A 17,836-nucleotide genomic window follows, 5' to 3' on the forward strand; every position below is an offset into this window, starting at 1 on the left:
AACGACACGATTATCGCAAGTACTCACGTATCAACAGTTCTTTATATTGCTTGCCATTTAGTTATTTTATACTTAAAAAAGTAAATCTTTAGATAGCCAAACTATACACCAGAACCCTTTTAAATTGAACCGTAATAGATACGATTTATCGATTCTTAAGTTATTAAATAATTGAACATTCCGTTCAGAAATATCGAACAGTCCCATAATTGAGCATCTCTTTTAAACAATGAACATCAAAAATAACCTTATCCGCAGCAGAAGTAAATCTAAGCGAATAAAGCTATTTTTGGTAACTATTCCAAAGTAATTTTAATGGCTAAGTCTCTAGCAACTTTTGTAAAGTTGCCTTGATTTGACCAGGTTGGACAAAAACCGAACTGGAAACATTTCGGTATAAATAAAATTTTTGTTTTCGTTCAATCGGTAAAAAGAAGAGTTTAGAATCAATTTCCTGCAGTTGTTCTTTCCGAAGAGAGATTACCGCATAAACTCCTTTACTTTTTTCAATGAGACGAGTAAGCATCAACGTATCGTAGCAACAAACAAGCGGACTTGTTAATTGCAACATTTCTAGCACACTCTTGGTAGCTTCTAAATGATCTAAGTGATGCGGCAAAAATAGAAATGGATAGTTGGTCAAACAGGTGAAGCCTTCTTCCTCAATTTCTTGTTTAATTGACCTGTAATTTCATAGCTCTCTTTATTTTCTTGTATTTTAATATTTTTATATACCTTTTTTTCTGTTCTACTTGTTTTTTTTGTATCTTCATTATTGGGATTAACTAAATATTCTTTTTCAAGCGTCATGGTTTTGTCCTTGTTGAAAAAAATTGAACCTTTCGTTAGGTCTTCTTCCTTTTCAATAATCGTGGTGAGTATTAAAGGAAACGAACTGGCATTCAAAAGATTGCCGTTTTCTTTTTTGTTATTACTACAACCTACCAAAAACATGAAAAAAATAATACAACTAAAATACCCGATTTTTTTCATGATTACTCCCTCCTATTACATAAAGTTAGAATAGCTATTGTTCATTAATATCGACAATTCTTTGCGCCGTGCTTGAACCATTGGTAACGTAGCCTCCATAAGTACAGATATATCCTCTTATGTTTGGATCTTCTCCGTAGTCTTGCCAACGTTGAAGTTTTAGATTTCCTCTAAATTGACCATCATCATACCAATAGTAATTAGGTATACTTGCACCTTTTCTTATTGTAATGGTTTGGTAAATAAACTTAGTCGTTGTCCTACTTAAAGAATAATTTGTATCAGAAATGAATTATCTCTTGGATCATAAGGTGGCACTTTTTCAAACTCAGGAAGTTTTCTCTGTATTTGTACTTCAGGAGTATTCGCAAAGTAATCTACTATCTTGACAGTTATTAAAAGAATCACTACCCTCAAAACTATAGCAAACATAAAAATTATTCCATTCTAATTCTTCCATAATTATCATGTCCTTTTACAATTAATATACTTATTTTATCGTATATATTTTAAAAGGAAAAGAACACTATTTAAATAGCAAACGATTCTTAATTAAGTTTACTACTATTTTCTTGTATTCTTATAGCACCAACAGTCCTGCTATTTATTGGTTACTTGCTAAAATACTTATCTGTGCTCTTTGTATTTATTTCTTTTTGATTGAATATAAAAGACAAAAATCCTGTAACTATGGCCCTGAATAATTGATTTGCCAATACTATCACCCCATTCTGCTTCTTCTCCAATTTCAACTGATATTGACAAACTAACGTAGTTTTTGTTTCTTGATCCAAGCACTTAACTGAAATTTTGGTTTTCAGTACTCCCTCTTTTTATCTTTCTAAATTTCCTCACACCTTCAATTTTCAAAAGATTTCTGAATCATTGTCCAAAAACCTAATTTTCACACTTATGTGACTTCAAAAAAAAGTCAAAGTGAATTTCCACTTAATTACACACAAAAACACCCTCTTGCTGAGCAAGAGGGTGTTCGTTTGTCGAATAGTAAAGATTAACGACGGATTTCTTTGATACGAGCTGCTTTTCCGTGTAATGCGCGTAAGTAGTAAAGTTTTGCACGACGTACTTTACCGTAGCGAACCACTTCAATTTGAGCAACACGTGGTGTGTGTAATGGGAATGTACGTTCCACACCAACACCATTTGAAACTTTACGTACTGTATAAGTTTCGCTGATTCCAGCACCACGGCGTTTAATTACAACACCTTCGAATAACTGGATACGTTCACGAGTACCTTCGACTACTTTCGCATGAACGCGAACAGTGTCACCAGGGCGGAACGCAGGAATATCCGTACGTAATTGTTCTTGTGTTAATTCTTGAATTAATGGATTCATTTTATCCTTCTCCTTATTCCCAAATATTCTTATGGTCACTTCTGCCACAGCGGAATATTGTAATAGTTAGAGCGCATTGCACTCACCAAATTAGTTTACCACAGACAAAATAAGCTGTAAAGAGAATTTTCTTGAAAGTTCCCTTATTTTTGCTCTTCTTGTTTAATTTCTTCTAATAACTTCAACATTTCAGGCGTCATTTCTACTGATTCCAACATGTCAGGTCGACGCAAAAAGGTCCGTCGTAATGATTCTTTTAGTTGCCATTCTGCAATTAATTTATGGTTACCATTCGTTAGCACGGCAGGGACTTCCATATCGTTGAAAATAGCAGGTCTGGTATATTGTGGGTGCTCTAATAGGCCAGTGGAATGTGAATCCGTTTGTGCAGAAAGATTGTTACCTAAGACATCAGGTAATAAACGGACTGTCGCATCAATCATGACCATTGCGCCTAATTCGCCCCCTGTTAAAACGTAATCCCCCAATGAAACTTCATCTGTAACCATCGTGCGAATTCGCTCATCATAGCCTTCATAATGTCCACAAATAAAAACTAAATGTTCTTCTTGTGAAAATTCCTCGGCCATTTTTTGATTAAACGGTTTTCCTGCTGGATCTAATAAGATGACCCGTTTTGGTTGCTGGTTTGTCTCTTCTTCAATTGCTTTTAGGTTATCATAGATCGGTTGTACTTTTAAAAGCATCCCCGCGCCACCACCATACGGATAATCATCGACCGTTTGGTGTTTGTTATCTGAAAAATCGCGAAAATTAGAGACATTCAATTCTAATAACTGCTTTTCCCGAGCTTTCCCAATAATTGATTCCCCCATTGGTCCTTCAAACATTCTAGGAAAAAGAGTTAATACATCAATTCTCATCGTCAATCAATCCTTCTGGAATGTCCACATCAATCCGTTGATTTTCGACATCGACTTTTGTAACAACGCCTTCAATATACGGTAAAAGTAAATCTTTTTTCTTTGGTCGTTGGACGACCCACACATCATTCGCACCAGGAGATAAAATTTCTTTAATTTTTCCCAGTTCACTACCGGTTTCATCATAAACAGTGGCACCAATGATTTGGTGATAATAAAATTCGTCCTCTGCCAATTCAGCGAGATTGTCTTTTGCAACTTTTAAAATACCGTCACGATATTTTTCAACATCATTGATATTTGGATGTCCTTCAAAGCTTAAAATGTCAAAATTCTTATGCTTGCGGTGGGACTTCACGACCAATTCAATTGGTGCTTTTTTCTCTTGAAATAGCAGTAACGTTGCCCCTTTTTGATAACGTTCTTCTGGAAAATCCGTTTTCGAAATGACCCGAACTTCCCCTTTGATTCCTTGTGTGTTCACAATTTTTCCTACATTTAAATAATCTGTCACGTGAAAGCCTCTCTTCCTTGTATTTCATCTTTCCTATTCTACCATTTCTTACGCGCAAATTCTATGAAAAAACAAAGGCCAACTTTTCTAGTCAGCCTTTGTTTTTATTAATTCGTTAAACCAGTTAATGTGCCATAAATTAAAAATAAATTCAATAACGTCAAGGCAATTGCAATAATCCAAGCTAAAAATTTCACCCACGCTGGATTCGCAAATTGGCCCATTAATTTTTTATCACTTGTATACATCGTTAAAGGAATAATCGACACTGGCAAAGCAATACTTAGGAAAACTTGCGTATAAAGCAACAAGTCTTCAACAGCCGTTTCGCTACCGCCATAAATAATGACACAGATAATGACTGGCACAATTGCTAACAAACGAGTTAACACTCGTCGTGCCCACAACGGCATTTTTAAATGGATAAAGCCTTCCATTACAATTTGTCCTGACAGCGTACCTGTAATCGTTGAATTTTGACCCGAAGCCAGTAAAGCAATTGCAAAAAGAATACTTAACACTGGGCTAGCAATATTACCAACAATATCTGGATTTTTCAGAGCATCAAATAAATCAACAAATTTACCTAATTCACTGTTGGTTCCATAAAATAATGCTCCTCCTAAAATTAACAACAAACAATTTACGACAAAAGCGACAGTTAATTGAATATTTGAATCCCAAGTAGTGAAACGAATTGCTTTGGCTTTCTCAGCATCATCGTTACGATCAAATTTCCGAGCTTGCGCAATGGAAGAATGCAAATATAAGTTATGAGGCATGACTGTCGCTCCAACGATTCCCAAGGCTAAAAATAACATGGATTTATCTGTCGCTATTTTTGTGTCTGGAATAAAACCTCGTAATACTTCACCAACATTTGGATCTGCTAATGCCACTTCATAAGCAAAAACAAAAAAGATGACTGCAATTAAACAAGAAACAATTGCTTCGATTTTGCGAAAGCCTAACTTTGTCAGTAGCAAAAGTAATAAAACATCAAACGTTGTTATCAACACACCAATTAATAATGGAAAACCAAATAATAATTGCAAAGCAACGGCACCACCAATTACCTCAGCGATATCTGTTGCCATTATGGCTAACTCCGTCACCACCCACAAGGCAACGCCCGTTCGTTTACTTGTATGCTCTCTAGTCGCTTGGGCTAAATCCATTCCTGTCACGATTCCTAAGCGCGCAGCCATACTTTGTAGTAACATGGCAACTAAACTAGAAAGCAAAATCACACTAAGTAACGTGTACTTATATTCCGCTCCGCCAGCAATTGACGTAATCCAATTTCCTGGATCCATATAACCAACAGCCACTAAAGCGCCAGGTCCGCTATAGGCTAACAAAGTTCGCCAAAAGCTTGCGTTTTTAGGTACCTCGACGGTATTATTTATCTCTTCTAAACTAGGTCCATTTGCATAATTAAGCATTTTTTCCGTTTTCTTTTCTTTCATCCAACATCCCTCAATCTATCTTGTTCACACATTTCACTTTTAGGTACACCTAAAACTAGTTAACATAATTATAGTCTTCTTATTCTTCGTTGTAAACTGTTACATTCTAATTTTTTAAGCACTTTCGCTATAAATCGTTTGGTTTTTACCAAAAAATCCCTTACACTTATTTTATCATAGATCGGAGGTTATGAGGATGAAGTTAGATATGGTCGGTATTATCGTCAACGATATGACACAAGCACTCTCTTTTTACCAAACGCTAGGTTTTAACGTGCTGGGAGAAGCTTCGCCCGATTACACAGAATTACAAAACAATGGCGTCAGGATTTCTTTAAATTCACTACAAATGATTACTGGTGTCTATGGGTTTGCGCCTAGCCAGCAAGGCGATAAAATCGAACTTGCTTTTCTTTGTGAAACGGCCGCAGAAGTTGATAACACCGTGAAAAAAATGAGCCAAGCTGGTTACATTGTTTTTAAAGAACCTTGGAATGCACCTTGGGGCCAACGATACGCAATCATTAAAGACGTGGATGCAAATTTAATTTCACTCTTTGCCCCTCTATAATATTACTAAAAAATGCGCCACTTTCGTTTCTTTTACTCTCTTTCGAAAGATCAGTGCAGAATGGGTCTTAAGTAGGATGTCTTTTCTGTCTCTTTTTTTGTATAATAAACTTATCAAATGATGTGTATCTTACAACTTTGTTCGTTTGCAGAAAGAACAAACGATGTTTTTTATTGATAAAAAGTTATATACTAAAAGTACGATGAGTATAACTAAAGGAGATGAGAAATGTGAGTGTTACCCTATCTAGAAAAATTGTTAATATTATTTCCATTTTGGGCATTGTTGCAACCATAATTGCAACCATCTATTTTATCCGATTAGGTGTCTTCAAGGACATCAATGCACTAAGAGGACTAGTAGGGCAATCTGTCATTCTCGGTCCGATTATTTTCATGTTAATTCAGATTATTCAAGTGGTTATTCCGATTATTCCTGGTGGTGTTAGCTGTGCTGCAGGGGTCTTGATTTTCGGGCCAACAATGGGCTTCGTCTATAATTACGTTGGTATTGCACTTGGCTCTATTATCATTTTCTTATTAGGTCGTAATTATGGGAAACCATTCATTATGAGCCTTGTCAGTGATAAAACATATAACAAGTATATCGGTTGGTTAGACAATGAAAAACGTTTTGAACGATTGTTTGCTTTAGCAATTTTCTTCCCGATTGCACCGGATGATGCGCTTTGTTTAATGGCCGGTTTAACAAAAATGTCTGTGAAAAAATTTACTCTGATTATTTTATTAGCAAAACCTGCTTCTATCTATTTATATAGTCTTGCGTTAATTTATGGCGGTACATTTTTAACTAGCTTACTGGGAATGTAAAATAAATAAAAAAGCGAACGGACTAAATCAAAACTCTGCCTGTGTCAGTTTGATTTAGTCCTTTTATTATGGAATTTTGGTAGAAACTGGGGGACTTTTGATGTTTAGTTATTTTAAAAATAGTATTGTGAATACGGTAGATTTTCTTAAAGGAACAACGGCGTATTTTCGCGACGTGCTCTTGATGCACGGATTTATGTTATTCGTTCTATTGCCTTTATTGACAAGTTTGTCCAAATTGGTACTCAAAGAAGGTGGGATTGATTATATTTCCTACGATAACTTAGGGGCAATTGCTACGCAACATCCCTATGTCCTTTTGACTTTTCTACTAATTGGGCTGTTAATTTTACTGGCGCTCTTTTTTGAATTTACCTTTTTATTGCTTAGTGTTTATTTTATTAAGAAAAAGCAACCAATTACTCTAACGCAATTATTGCACGGCACCTTGCTTCAGATCAAAAAAGTTCGAGGAATTACCTTTCTGTTTTTCCTGGCATATTTCTTTTTGATTTTACCATTAAGTGGGTTAACCTTCCGCTCTTATTTATTAACAAGAGTTAAGATTCCAGCCTTTATCTTAGATTTTATTTTTGCAAATCGCGTCATTATTATTATTGGTTTCGTATTGTTAGAACTGATTATCTTATATTTAGCGATTCGACTTGCTTTTGCCCTTCCAGAGTTGATTTTACGTGATGTTGGTTTTCGTGAGTCTTTAAAACGTAGTTGTCAAATTACAAAGCGACGCTTTTTCCAGATTTTAGGACAATTTATTATCATTGGTGGAACTGTTTTAGGGATTTTTACGGCTGGCTATTTCTTGATATTTTTAGGTCAAACCGCCGTCGAAACGTTTAAACCTGAGTGGTCTTTACCTAGCGCTGTCATCGCTATGACGCTCCTTCAGGTTATGATGCTCTTAAACTTGGTGTTGTCTAGTGTTGCTATTTTTTACATTATTGTTGATGATATGGAGGATGAAGGGATTTTGCCTGACACGCCAGAATGGTTCACCCCGAAATCAGAGGTTCGGGTAGAATGGACCACCTTCAGAGTCGTTCTTTTTTGTTTGATTGCAATCATCTTCGGAATTGGTGTAGGCACCTATAATACGAATTACTTAAGTCATACACCTGACCGAAAACCGGTTACCATCTCCCATCGTGGTGTTAATGGTAACAATGGCGTTCAAAACACCTTGGACTCTTTAATCGAGACCAATAAGGCAAAACCTGATTATGTTGAAATGGATATTCAAGAAACCAAAGACCATCAATTTATTGTCATGCACGATTTTAATTTACGGGCGTTAACGGGCGTTAATAAACGACCGAATCAATTAACACTTAAAGAATTAACGAATATGAATGTCACAGAAAATGGTCAAACTGCTAAAATGGTTTCTTTCGATGATTATTTAGCCAAAGCCAATCAATTAAAACAACGTTTATTAATTGAAATCAAAACCACGCCTCAAGATAGCCCTGATTTAGTACAGCGCTTTGTCAAACAATACCGTGAAAATATTTTAGAAAACGGCCATATCCTTCATACCTTAACCTATGATACGGCGATGGCCTTAAAGAAAGAAGAACCACGCTTTTATGTAGGCTACGTTATTCCTTTCAACATTGTGGGACCGCCTAAAATGCCAGTTGACTTTTTTACTATGGAATACAGTACAATGAATCGTAACTTTGTAAATGCCGCTCATCATGATGGGAAAAAGGTTTATGCTTGGACAGCAAATGATGAAGATGTTATGACACGAATGATTTTTTATGGCGTCGATGGCATCATTACCGATCAGCTCAGTCTACTGAACGAAACAATGAAAACCGATTTAGAAAATCCAACATACTCCGATAAACTGTTGAATTTCGCTATTGGAATGGGTTAAAAAAAGAGCGTGGGACAAAAATCACTTTGGATTTTTGCTCCACGCTCAAAAACTGATAAACGGCGGGAACAGAAGCAACTCCTTCGGAAATAAGCCGGAATTATCCAAAAATTAAAGAACAATTTTCGGAAATTCCTTCTTATTTCTCGGAATTAAACGCTTCTGTCCCGACCTCTTTTACGTTCATGTTAGTTGTTTTTACCAAAAATTCTTAAGAAAGCTAAGAATAAGTTGATGAAGTCAAGGTATAATTGTAATGCGAAGAAAACGGCCATCCCAGTACCTGCTTGATCACCTGTTTGCGCATAGACTTGGCGTATACGTTGGTTATCATAAGCAGTAATCCCTGAGAAAATTAGAACCATTAAAATGGAAATAAAGAATTCTACAGCATTACTGTGTAAAAGGAACATATTTAGCAACATCGCAATGATAATTCCGATTAAGGCACTATAAGCGGCATGACCAACTGCTGATAGGTCTTTCTTCGTAAAGACACCTACTAATGACATCGCGCCAAAGGTAGCTGCTGCACTTAAAAATGCGCCGGCCACTGTTCCACCAGTATACATTAATAACGTCACGGATAAAGTGACACCATTTAATAATGCATACGCAACAAATCCTGCAATCGCAATGGTTGGATTCTTCTGTGCTTTTGCGCCTAGATATAAAACTAAGCCAATTTCAACAAGCCAAATCATCCAAAAAGCTAAGCTTGATTGGAATAAAGTAGCTAGAACGGGTAAAAAGACAGTTGTCATTGCATAAGCCATGATTGCGCTAATACCAATTCCTAACGCTAAAAATCCGTAAATTTTGGCATAAAATTTATTCAAACCTGTGCCAGTTTGGATATACTCTTGATTATTCATAAGTTAAAGTCCCTTCTTTCTCTGTTAGTTCATCAATCGTCACTTGGGGTGGTTGAACCATCACCACTGCATCTAACACGCGATTTTCTTGCTCATTAACAGCCTCAACTGAAATGGTAATCACATCTTTCATTTTGTCGACTTTGATTACTTCTAATTGGAAAGTCAATGTTTCGTAATGAAAAACGGGTTCCACAAAGTTCACAGAGAAATTCACAACATGTGAACCTGGTCCTGGTAAATGTTTTGAAATCGCACTAGTGATAATTCCCATCAGCATAATTGATGGTACGATTGGTTTTTCATATTCTGTTTTTTGGGCATAATCATGTTGGATATATAAAGGATTCGCATCATTGGTCAAGCCCAAGTAAAGTAATAAGTCCTTGTCTTCAATTGACTCTGTCAAGGACAACGAATCTCCCTCTTCGATATCTTCGATGGTTTTGCCTAATTTTCTCGGTTTTCCGATATTCAAATTAGTACACCTCCGTTATTGATAAGATAATTGTACCAAAATGTACTTAAAAGGCAAGTTAAAAAGTAGTCTTTAAAGGATGTTTAAACAAAACCAACTTATCTACCATGCTAGATTTTAAAAACAAACAACGGAACAGGAGCAGCTTCTTATTTTTTGAAGCCAGATACCCCTGTCCCGATTTTGTTTCTTTTTATTATAAAACGTTTCTAGTTGTGTTACTTAGTAATGTTTCGTAAGCTTGTTCAAATTTCTGAACATCGCCAGCGCCCATAAAGACCACCACTGCATTTTCAAAATCTAGTAAAGGTGACACATTATCTTCGGTAATTACTTGTCCACCTTTTTGAATTTTTTCACCTAAATCTTCAATGCGTACCTCGCCTTGTGTTTCACGCGCAGAGCCAAAAATATTACATAAGAATACTTCATCTGCTAAATCCAGTGCTTCAGCAAATTCATCCATTAAGGCAATTGTTCGTGTAAATGTATGTGGCTGGAAGACAGCAATAATTTCTTTGTCAGGATATTTTTGACGAGCGCCATCAATCGTTGCTTTAATTTCAGCTGGATGGTGCGCATAATCATCAACAATAATCATGTCACTGACTTTTTTCTCGCTAAAACGACGTTTTACACCTTTAAAACTTAGCATTTCTTCTGCGACTTTTTGCATATCAAGTTTTTCAAAATAAGCCACAGCAATCACACCTAGCGCATTCATGATATTGTGATGGCCAAATGCTGGTAAGACAAAATGACCTACAAAATCATCCTTGTGATAAACATCAAAAGATGAGCCTTCCGTTGTTCGTTGAATATTTCGTGCTTGGATATCATCCTCTTCACTGACGCCATAATAATAAACTGGCACTTCTGATTCTAACTGACGAAGATACTTATCATCACCATAAGCAAAAATTCCTTTTTTGACTTGATGAGCCATTGTTTGGAACGCTGAAAAAACGTCCTCAATGCTCTTGTAGTAATCTGGATGATCAAAATCGATATTGGTCATAATCGCATAATCTGGTGAATAAGCCAAGAAATGACGGCGATACTCACACGCTTCAAATGCAAAGAAATCAGCATCTGGTTCGCCGTGGCCAGTGCCATCACCTATTAAATAACTAGTTGGATTGATACCACTTAATACATGTGCTAGCAAACCAGTCGTACTTGTTTTCCCGTGTGACCCTGTTACAGCAATGCTTGTATAGGGTTCGATAAAACGAGCAATGAAATCGTGGTAACGAATTACTTCTGCGCCTAATTCGATGGCGCGGGCGATTTCCTCATGGGTATCTGGAAAAGCATTTCCAGCAATAACAATCATGTCTTTATCAATATTATCTGCATTAAATGGTAAAATAGGGACACCTGATTTTTCAAGATCCCGTTGTGTAAAGAAATACTCTTCTACATCTGATCCTTGAACGTTGTAGCCTTTTTGGTGTAAGACCAACGCTAATGAGCTCATGCCAGAACCTTTAATTCCGACAAAATGGTATAATTTGTTCTCTTGATTTCCCATTATAATCCTCTTCTCTGTCACTATATAAAACATACCTTTTTTAAAAAAATTTCAATCATACGAGATTCATTATCGTATAAAACAAAAAAATAATCAACTATTAAAACAGAATAAAAAACTTACATGTTTCAAATCCACATGCAAGTTTCATCTCTTAACTAAAATATTTACTGTTTTCTAATACAGAACTTGAATCTTCTAGCATCCCGCTTAATGGTTTATCCAAGATGCCCTTTTTCTTCTCTTCTGTCACAGGTGCTTCCGGCTCCACTTGAGCATTCGCTTTAGCTAATTTTTTCCCATAAGCAGTTTGACTTTTAGCATTTTTCTTTGCGGCATTCAAACGGGAACGCGAACGTAAATCTAACGCATCTTCGCCAAAACGTTCTAAGTCTGGTTTGATTTGTTGATATTGTCGTCTAGTTAAAGGAATCTCAGGTTCTGAGGTTGGAATATTAAACTTCCGCACCGTTGGATCTTCTTCCGTATCTTTCACTTGAAAAGCCGTTGGTTCATCATCAAGAATGACATATGAACGCCGATCTTTTTTCATTGCTTTTAGCAACTCTTCTTCAGTAAAACTAGGTTCCTGTTCCTCAGGAATCACAGAAGCCGGGATATATTTAGGAACAAAATAAGAAGGTGTCGTTTTCTGCACTAATGGTGATGCGGCAGGTCTACTTGGTTTCGCTACGACTTCTTTTTTTTTATACGTTTGTGTCCAGCCATTTCCTTTTGGCGTCCCAAAAAGGCTATTATTTTTTTTCGTTGCTTGTTTATTTTTCGTTGCTTTACTAGCATGTTTTGTGTAGTCTGGCAAATTAGAACGATGACGTGCTAATTGCTCTTGTTGTGCTGCCGTTAATTGTTGTGTTTGTTTATTTGTAGTTGGTTGATTCGTTGTTGGTTGTTGGACAGATGGTGTGCTTTGTCTAGTATCTTCGGCAGGTGTTGCAGTTCTTCTGCTACCAGACATTGCTTTACCAATCAGATCATCTTGAAATAAGTTACGCTCATTATCTGTTGGTAATTTTACGCCCTGTTCATCATCATACGCTGGAAAACGGAAATGTTTTCTCTTCACTTGAGCATTATCCATTGCGGTCATTCCTTTTATTTTTCTTTCTCATTAGTTTAACACATTCTCAATGAATACTAAAGAACTTGCCTGAATTTTTAAGAGAACAAAAAAGAAACCTCCGTTTAAAAAGGTTTCTTTTTTGTTATTTATCTAGTTGTAATTTGGCAAAGTCCGCTTTGATTTGGATGAACGACTGAAATAATTGTAAAAACTGAAAGAGCCGCGCCCGATTTTCAAATTCATTTCTTGTTTGCGGCAATGGTTTTGTGCGATAGGTTTCATAAACGTTCTTAATTCGATTCATAATTTCTTGTCCATCATTATTCTCTGCAAATGTTTCTGCCGTATATTCCAACAATTGTTGAATATAGCGAACTTGTTGCGCATCAACAGTAATATCTTCTAATAATTCCAACATGTTTTTTAGAATATTACTTTGCATTTTTCTCATCGCAAAGTACTCTAAATAGTACGTATTGGTAGATAGCAATTGATTCTCGGCATGATTTTTGGCCCACGTCTCGCCTGTGCGAATAAAGGTTTTTAAATCTGCACAATACATGACCAAATTTCGCTCTCCTGCAGCGTTGTTTAAATGTAGCGCCATTTCCCTTAAAATTTTACGAAACATTGTTTCAATGACTTCTTGGTCTTCTCTTAAACGTTTTTCTGTATCAGGCATATAGGAATTAGCTAATAACGCTAGTCCCACACCAATACTCATTAATAAAAACTCATTTCCAATAATCGCCCAAGAAAGATTTTTTTCGACTAAATAATGAGTTACCAAAACGGAACTCACAACAATCCCATCAGATAATTGAAAATACACAGCTGCTGGAATAAACAATAACAAAAAAATACCAAAAGCAATCGCTGTAAAACCTAAAAAAGTAAAACAAATATACGCTAAAATAGTTGCTAAAGCTAAGGATAACAAACGATAAATTCCTGTCATGACAGATGTTTTTTTCGTGCTAGTAACACTTAAAACTGAAATAATCCCTGCCGAAGGGGCATAAAGCAATCCCAGTTTTTCCGCAATAATCATTGCTAATGCAGCGCTAATGGCTGTCTTGACTGTTCGTAAACCAATTTTCATGCATACTCCCCTTAAAAAATAATAATTCTTCACTTTTCTCTAGTAATTTTACCTCTATTTCGGTTATCATTAAAGAGAAAAGTTATTTAGGAGCGAATATTTATGATAGTGGGTCGATTTCGTTTAGGCATGCGAACGTTAAAAACAGCAATTGCTGTCATGCTGTGTATTCTTTTATTTCAATTTTTCCATCGTGGCTCACCTATGATTGCCTGTTTAGCAGCTGTTTTTTCGCTAAGACAAGATTTAAATACCAGTTTGTCTTTTGGAAAATCGCGCATTATTGGAAACACATTGGGTGGCTTTTTAGCTTTGCTTTATGTATTAGCACAAGATTATTTTCCTAATCAACACTTAGTAGAATTACTGCTACTACCACTTTTAGTCATTATCGTCATCGTTGTTTCTGATGGGATTAATAACAATGCTGGAATCATTTCTGCAACTGCGACACTTTTAATGATTTCTTTAAGTATTCCGCAAAGCGATTCCTTTCAATATGCAATGGAACGTGTGTTGGATACATTCATTGGGACCTTTATAGCGATTGGTTTAAACGTCTTTTTACAACCTAAGCCAGCAGAAGAAGCCCATGAAATTTCTGAAGATTTAGCTGAATTAGAAAAGAAAGAAAAAGAACTAGAAGCTTTACGCCAACAAGTTCAAGCGCGGATTGACGCAGAAGAAAGCACTGACGACAAGGCAAATAAATAAAGAAACAGCCGATTGAAGAGAATAACAATCGGCTGTTTCTTTATAGTTCCCAATTCGTTTTTGCTTGAAAGTTGGCGGCTGCGCCAATCAAGTTGGCATCATTTTGATAATGGCAGGTCACGATTTCTGGAACAAAATCTTTTAATTCAAAGGTCTGTAAATGCGTTAGCATCCGGCGATTAATCTCTGCTAATAAGCCTTCTTTAGCAGAAACACCGCCTCCAAGTACAATCATTTCAGGATCATAAGAAAACTGTAAGCCGAATAATCCTTGTGTTAAATAATCATAAAAATTATTGACTTCTTCGCGAGCAACCTCATCCCCTCGTTGTGCCAGTTCAAAAACTTCTTCTCCTGTCACCGCCTGTTTTTCGACTCCAATTCGTTCACAATAGCGCTGAGCCATTTTGACAGCTGTGCCAATTTCACTGAATGTTTGGCCATTACTTAAAAAGTTCAGTCCAAACTCGCCTCCATATAAATGAGCGCCTTTGTACAATTCACCATTGCGAAAAATCGCTCCGCCAATTCCTGTCCCAATAACGACAAAAAGCACTTCTTTTTTCCCTTTCGCCGCGCCTTCATATATCTCAGCTAAACCAGCACAATTCGCATCATTTTCGATAGTCACTGGTAAGCCAAACAACGCTTCTAATTCTTCATAAATGTTAAAATGATGAATATATGGAATGGCGGAAATCCCTAAAATCTGTTGACTTTTTTCGTCAACTACTCCAGGTGAACTAAAAGCAACACCACTAATCGACTCATTTCTTTTGTCTGCATAAACCGAATATAAATGCGCTTTCATTTCTTCCCAAGAGCCAGGTGTTGGAAAGCTCCCTTGATTTGTTAATTCTTTGCCTGTCCAAACGCCGTATTTCACGGAAGAACCGCCAAGATCAAATGCTAAAATTGCCATATTTATCCATCCTTTTCTACTTCTGTTTTCTTATTTCTTCGATACGTATACGGTCCATGATAGGTCTCATCAGGATTTTTCGTCAAGCGAAATTTCAACGGAACATAGTCAATGCCGCCTTTAACAAAAGGATGACATCGTAAAATCCGTGCTACTCCCATCGTTGTTCCTTTGACACTTCCATGTGTATGAATTGCATCAATCATATATTGTGAACACGTTGGGTAATAGCGACAACGTGCAGGCAATCCTGGAGAAATAAATCGTTGATAAAAACGAACACCGCCGATTAACGGATTTTTCATAAAGTGCCTTCTTTCTAACTAATTCTTACTAAAGAATAGCTTGTTTTTTCATGTTTGGCAAGTCTTAGTTACGAGAAATTACACCAGGTGCACCTATTACGAATTCTTACATTTCTGTTGCTATCCAAATGAAAAAAAACGTGCTACACTATAAAAAAAGGAATGGAGGCTTAGTAAATGGGATTAAAATTTGAACGTTCCAATGACTTAGATAAACTCTTCGATTCTTTCGCCGTTGATCCATTAAAGAAAGAAGTACCTCTTGAAGAACTGGCAAAACAACGACAAGAAGCAAAAAAAGAAGAAGCAAAAAAACAAGCAAAAGAGTAATTTTGCTTGTTTTTTTCTATAGAAATTTTTCAATTGCTGTCCAAGCTGCTTCTTTTCCTTCTTTTGTTTCAGAAGAGAAAATAATAAAGTCATCTTGTTTATCAAAATTCAAGGCTTTTTTGATGACACTCTCGTGTTTGTTCCATTTGCCCCGCGGAATTTTGTCTGCCTTAGTTGCCACAATAATAACTGGCAAATCATAGTATTTCAAAAATTCATACATTTGGATATCATCTTGGGTCGGCGGATGACGTAAATCAATTAAAGAAACGACTGCACGTAATTGCTCACGTTGCGTGATATACGTTTCAATCATTTTTCCCCACTTCGCACGTTCTGTTTTAGAAACTTTGGCATAACCATAGCCAGGAACATCCACAAAGTGTAAGGCGTCCTCAATTAAATAAAAGTTTAGCGTTTGCGTTTTACCAGGTTTGCCTGAAGTTCTTGCTAAATTTTTACGATTAATCAAGGTATTAATAAAAGATGATTTCCCAACGTTCGAACGTCCAGCTAAAGCAATCTCCGGTAATTGAGATTCAGGATATTGTTTAGGGGATACCGCACTAATCACGATTTCTGCATTATGTACGTTCATTGTTTTCCTCCGTTCTTCTATTCAGTCTTTCATTCAAAAGCTTAACAAAAACAGCTCTTTCGGAGATCCGCCGAAAGAGCTGTTTTCAGCTTCAATCTTATACAGCTTCTTTATCTTTTTTGTTATAAATAATTGTTGGTTTACCTGTACCTTCAGCGGCCATTTTAGTAATGATAACTTTTTCAATGCTTTCATCTGAAGGAACATCAAACATTACGTCCATCATAATTTCTTCAATGATTGAACGAAGTCCCCGTGCGCCAGTATTACGTTCAATGGCTTTGGCTGCGATGGCTTTTAATGCTTCTGGTTCAAATTCTAATTTAGTGTCATCAAGAGACAATAATTTTTGATATTGTTTCACCAAGGCATTCTTCGGTTCTGTTAAAATTCGAACCAAATCATCATTCGTTAATTTATCAAGCGCAGCCATTACAGGTAAGCGTCCAATAAATTCTGGAATTAAACCAAATTTCAATAAATCTTCTGGAATAATATGTTGCATGATGCTTTCTTCTTCATTTAAAGCAGAATTAGTTTTACCAAAACCAATAGTTTTTTCGCCTAAGCGGTTTTTAACAATAGTTTCAATTCCATCAAATGCTCCACCAACGATGAAGAGAACATTCGTTGTGTCAATTTGGATAAATTCTTGATGTGGATGTTTGCGGCCCCCTTGTGGTGGTACACTTGCAACTGTTCCTTCAAGAATTTTTAGTAAGGCTTGTTGAACACCCTCACCTGAAACATCTCGAGTAATCGAAACATTTTCACTCTTACGGGCAATTTTATCAATCTCATCAATATAGATAATGCCCTTTTCCGCACGTTCAACATTATAGTCAGCAGATTGTAGTAATTTTAAAAGGATGTTTTCAACATCTTCCCCTACATAACCTGCTTCTGTTAAACTGGTCGCATCAGCGATTGCAAAAGGTACATTTAATGTTTTTGCTAACGTTTGAGCCAAGAAAGTTTTACCTGAACCTGTTGGTCCAATTAAACAAATGTTACTTTTTTGCAATTCAACGTCATCTTGAGTTGCAGCTGTTTCAGATTGATTCACACGTTTATAGTGATTGTAAACAGCAACAGAAAGTGTGCGTTTTGCACGTTCTTGTCCAATAACATATTCATTTAAAACATTTAAAATTTCTTGGGGTTTTGGCACATCCGTTAATTCTCGGACTGCTTCATCATAAAATTCTTCATCAATAATCTCTTTACATAGATCAATACATTCATTACAAATATAGACACCCGGACCAGCAACAATTTTTTTTACTTCTTCTTGTGTTTTCCCACAAAATGAACAACGAACGGTCCCGTTATTATCCGTATTGTCGTACATGTTCGTCACCCCTCTAAAAATC

20 protein-coding genes are annotated in these 17,836 nt (G+C 36.3%); 5 read left to right on the forward strand and 15 right to left on the reverse strand.

The window, feature by feature from the left end; all coding sequences use genetic code 11:
* Positions 1-319 precede the first annotated feature (319 nt).
* From IGJ04_RS02640 to IGJ04_RS02665, 6 genes are all read right to left on the reverse strand, one after another.
* Positions 320-643, reverse strand: coding sequence for a hypothetical protein (locus tag IGJ04_RS02640; RefSeq protein ID WP_438839870.1), 324 nt, complete (start codon positions 641-643; stop codon positions 320-322).
* Positions 640-993: a hypothetical protein gene (locus IGJ04_RS02645; protein ID WP_438839871.1), complete on the reverse strand. Its 354-nt coding sequence runs from the start codon at positions 991-993 to the stop codon at positions 640-642. The genes IGJ04_RS02640 and IGJ04_RS02645 overlap by 4 nt, the downstream gene beginning before the upstream one ends.
* A gap of 1,012 nt (positions 994-2,005) precedes the next feature.
* Positions 2,006-2,353, reverse strand: a complete 348-nt coding sequence (gene rplS / locus IGJ04_RS02650; RefSeq protein ID WP_002357176.1) for a 50S ribosomal protein L19 — start codon at positions 2,351-2,353, stop codon at positions 2,006-2,008.
* 143 nt (positions 2,354-2,496) lie between these two features.
* Entirely contained in the window at positions 2,497-3,237 is a 741-nt protein-coding gene (gene trmD / locus IGJ04_RS02655; RefSeq protein WP_002381776.1) for a tRNA (guanosine(37)-N1)-methyltransferase TrmD, read from the reverse strand.
* Positions 3,227-3,751: a ribosome maturation factor RimM gene (gene rimM, locus IGJ04_RS02660; RefSeq protein ID WP_002360070.1), complete on the reverse strand. Its 525-nt coding sequence runs from the start codon at positions 3,749-3,751 to the stop codon at positions 3,227-3,229. The genes trmD and rimM overlap by 11 nt, the downstream gene beginning before the upstream one ends.
* 107 nt (positions 3,752-3,858) lie before the next feature.
* Positions 3,859-5,220 carry an Nramp family divalent metal transporter gene (locus IGJ04_RS02665; protein ID WP_002360069.1) on the reverse strand — a complete coding sequence of 454 codons (1,362 nt, stop codon included), beginning with the start codon at positions 5,218-5,220 and terminating at the stop codon, positions 3,859-3,861.
* A 196-nt stretch (positions 5,221-5,416) separates the two neighbouring features.
* Between IGJ04_RS02665 and IGJ04_RS02670 the strand changes: the two genes are divergently transcribed.
* The 3 genes from IGJ04_RS02670 (at position 5,417) to IGJ04_RS02680 (ending at position 8,524) form a co-directional block, all read left to right on the forward strand.
* The gene (locus tag IGJ04_RS02670; protein WP_002381774.1) at positions 5,417-5,791 is read left to right on the forward strand and encodes a VOC family protein; all 375 of its coding nucleotides are present in this window, start codon (positions 5,417-5,419) and stop codon (positions 5,789-5,791) included.
* Between the two features lie 221 nt (positions 5,792-6,012).
* A complete protein-coding gene (locus tag IGJ04_RS02675) occupies positions 6,013-6,621 on the forward strand; it encodes a TVP38/TMEM64 family protein (RefSeq protein WP_002383106.1) in 609 nt (202 codons plus the stop codon).
* Positions 6,622-6,721: 100 nt separating this feature from the next.
* Positions 6,722-8,524 carry a glycerophosphoryl diester phosphodiesterase membrane domain-containing protein gene (locus tag IGJ04_RS02680; RefSeq protein WP_438839872.1) on the forward strand — a complete coding sequence of 601 codons (1,803 nt, stop codon included), beginning with the start codon at positions 6,722-6,724 and terminating at the stop codon, positions 8,522-8,524.
* 188 nt (positions 8,525-8,712) lie between these two features.
* On the opposite strand, the gene IGJ04_RS02685 is transcribed toward IGJ04_RS02680, so the two are convergent.
* The 5 genes from IGJ04_RS02685 to IGJ04_RS02705 form a co-directional block, all read right to left on the reverse strand.
* Positions 8,713-9,399 carry a Bax inhibitor-1/YccA family protein gene (locus tag IGJ04_RS02685; RefSeq protein WP_002357165.1) on the reverse strand — a complete coding sequence of 229 codons (687 nt, stop codon included), beginning with the start codon at positions 9,397-9,399 and terminating at the stop codon, positions 8,713-8,715.
* Positions 9,392-9,877, reverse strand: a complete 486-nt coding sequence (locus IGJ04_RS02690; RefSeq protein ID WP_002357164.1) for a MaoC/PaaZ C-terminal domain-containing protein — start codon at positions 9,875-9,877, stop codon at positions 9,392-9,394. Before IGJ04_RS02690 ends, IGJ04_RS02685 begins: the two co-directional genes overlap by 8 nt.
* A 196-nt stretch (positions 9,878-10,073) precedes the next feature.
* Positions 10,074-11,411 (reverse strand): UDP-N-acetylmuramate--L-alanine ligase, encoded by a 1,338-nt coding sequence (murC, locus tag IGJ04_RS02695; RefSeq protein ID WP_002357163.1) that lies wholly within the window; start codon positions 11,409-11,411, stop codon positions 10,074-10,076.
* Positions 11,412-11,565: 154 nt separating this feature from the next.
* Positions 11,566-12,519 carry a hypothetical protein gene (locus IGJ04_RS02700; RefSeq protein WP_164972898.1) on the reverse strand — a complete coding sequence of 318 codons (954 nt, stop codon included), beginning with the start codon at positions 12,517-12,519 and terminating at the stop codon, positions 11,566-11,568.
* A 115-nt stretch (positions 12,520-12,634) separates the two neighbouring features.
* The gene (locus tag IGJ04_RS02705; RefSeq protein ID WP_002419923.1) at positions 12,635-13,594 is read right to left on the reverse strand and encodes an aromatic acid exporter family protein; all 960 of its coding nucleotides are present in this window, start codon (positions 13,592-13,594) and stop codon (positions 12,635-12,637) included.
* Between the two features lie 102 nt (positions 13,595-13,696).
* On the opposite strand from IGJ04_RS02705, the gene IGJ04_RS02710 reads away from it, so the two are divergent.
* The gene (locus IGJ04_RS02710) at positions 13,697-14,308 is read left to right on the forward strand and encodes an FUSC family protein (protein ID WP_010713300.1); all 612 of its coding nucleotides are present in this window, start codon (positions 13,697-13,699) and stop codon (positions 14,306-14,308) included.
* Positions 14,309-14,348: 40 nt separating this feature from the next.
* Here IGJ04_RS02710 and IGJ04_RS02715 read toward each other — a convergent pair whose 3' ends face one another.
* Together IGJ04_RS02715 and yidD are read right to left on the reverse strand one after the other, a co-directional pair.
* The gene (locus IGJ04_RS02715) at positions 14,349-15,230 is read right to left on the reverse strand and encodes an ROK family protein (protein WP_002365792.1); all 882 of its coding nucleotides are present in this window, start codon (positions 15,228-15,230) and stop codon (positions 14,349-14,351) included.
* A gap of 2 nt (positions 15,231-15,232) precedes the next feature.
* On the reverse strand, positions 15,233-15,535 hold the full coding sequence (gene yidD, locus IGJ04_RS02720; protein ID WP_002357157.1) for a membrane protein insertion efficiency factor YidD: 303 nt from the start codon (positions 15,533-15,535) through the stop codon (positions 15,233-15,235).
* Between the two features lie 177 nt (positions 15,536-15,712).
* Between yidD and IGJ04_RS02725 the strand changes: the two genes are divergently transcribed.
* Positions 15,713-15,865, forward strand: coding sequence for an SPJ_0845 family protein (locus IGJ04_RS02725; RefSeq protein WP_002362024.1), 153 nt, complete (start codon positions 15,713-15,715; stop codon positions 15,863-15,865).
* Between the two features lie 16 nt (positions 15,866-15,881).
* On the opposite strand, the gene yihA is transcribed toward IGJ04_RS02725, so the two are convergent.
* Positions 15,882-16,463: a ribosome biogenesis GTP-binding protein YihA/YsxC gene (gene yihA / locus IGJ04_RS02730; protein ID WP_002357155.1), complete on the reverse strand. Its 582-nt coding sequence runs from the start codon at positions 16,461-16,463 to the stop codon at positions 15,882-15,884.
* A gap of 97 nt (positions 16,464-16,560) precedes the next feature.
* Positions 16,561-17,814: an ATP-dependent Clp protease ATP-binding subunit ClpX gene (gene clpX / locus IGJ04_RS02735; protein ID WP_002357154.1), complete on the reverse strand. Its 1,254-nt coding sequence runs from the start codon at positions 17,812-17,814 to the stop codon at positions 16,561-16,563.
* Positions 17,815-17,836 lie beyond the last annotated feature (22 nt).

The organism is Enterococcus sp. AZ050 (genome assembly GCF_051715085.1).
In the GTDB taxonomy this organism is placed as follows: Bacteria; Bacillota; Bacilli; order Lactobacillales; family Enterococcaceae; genus Enterococcus; species Enterococcus faecalis.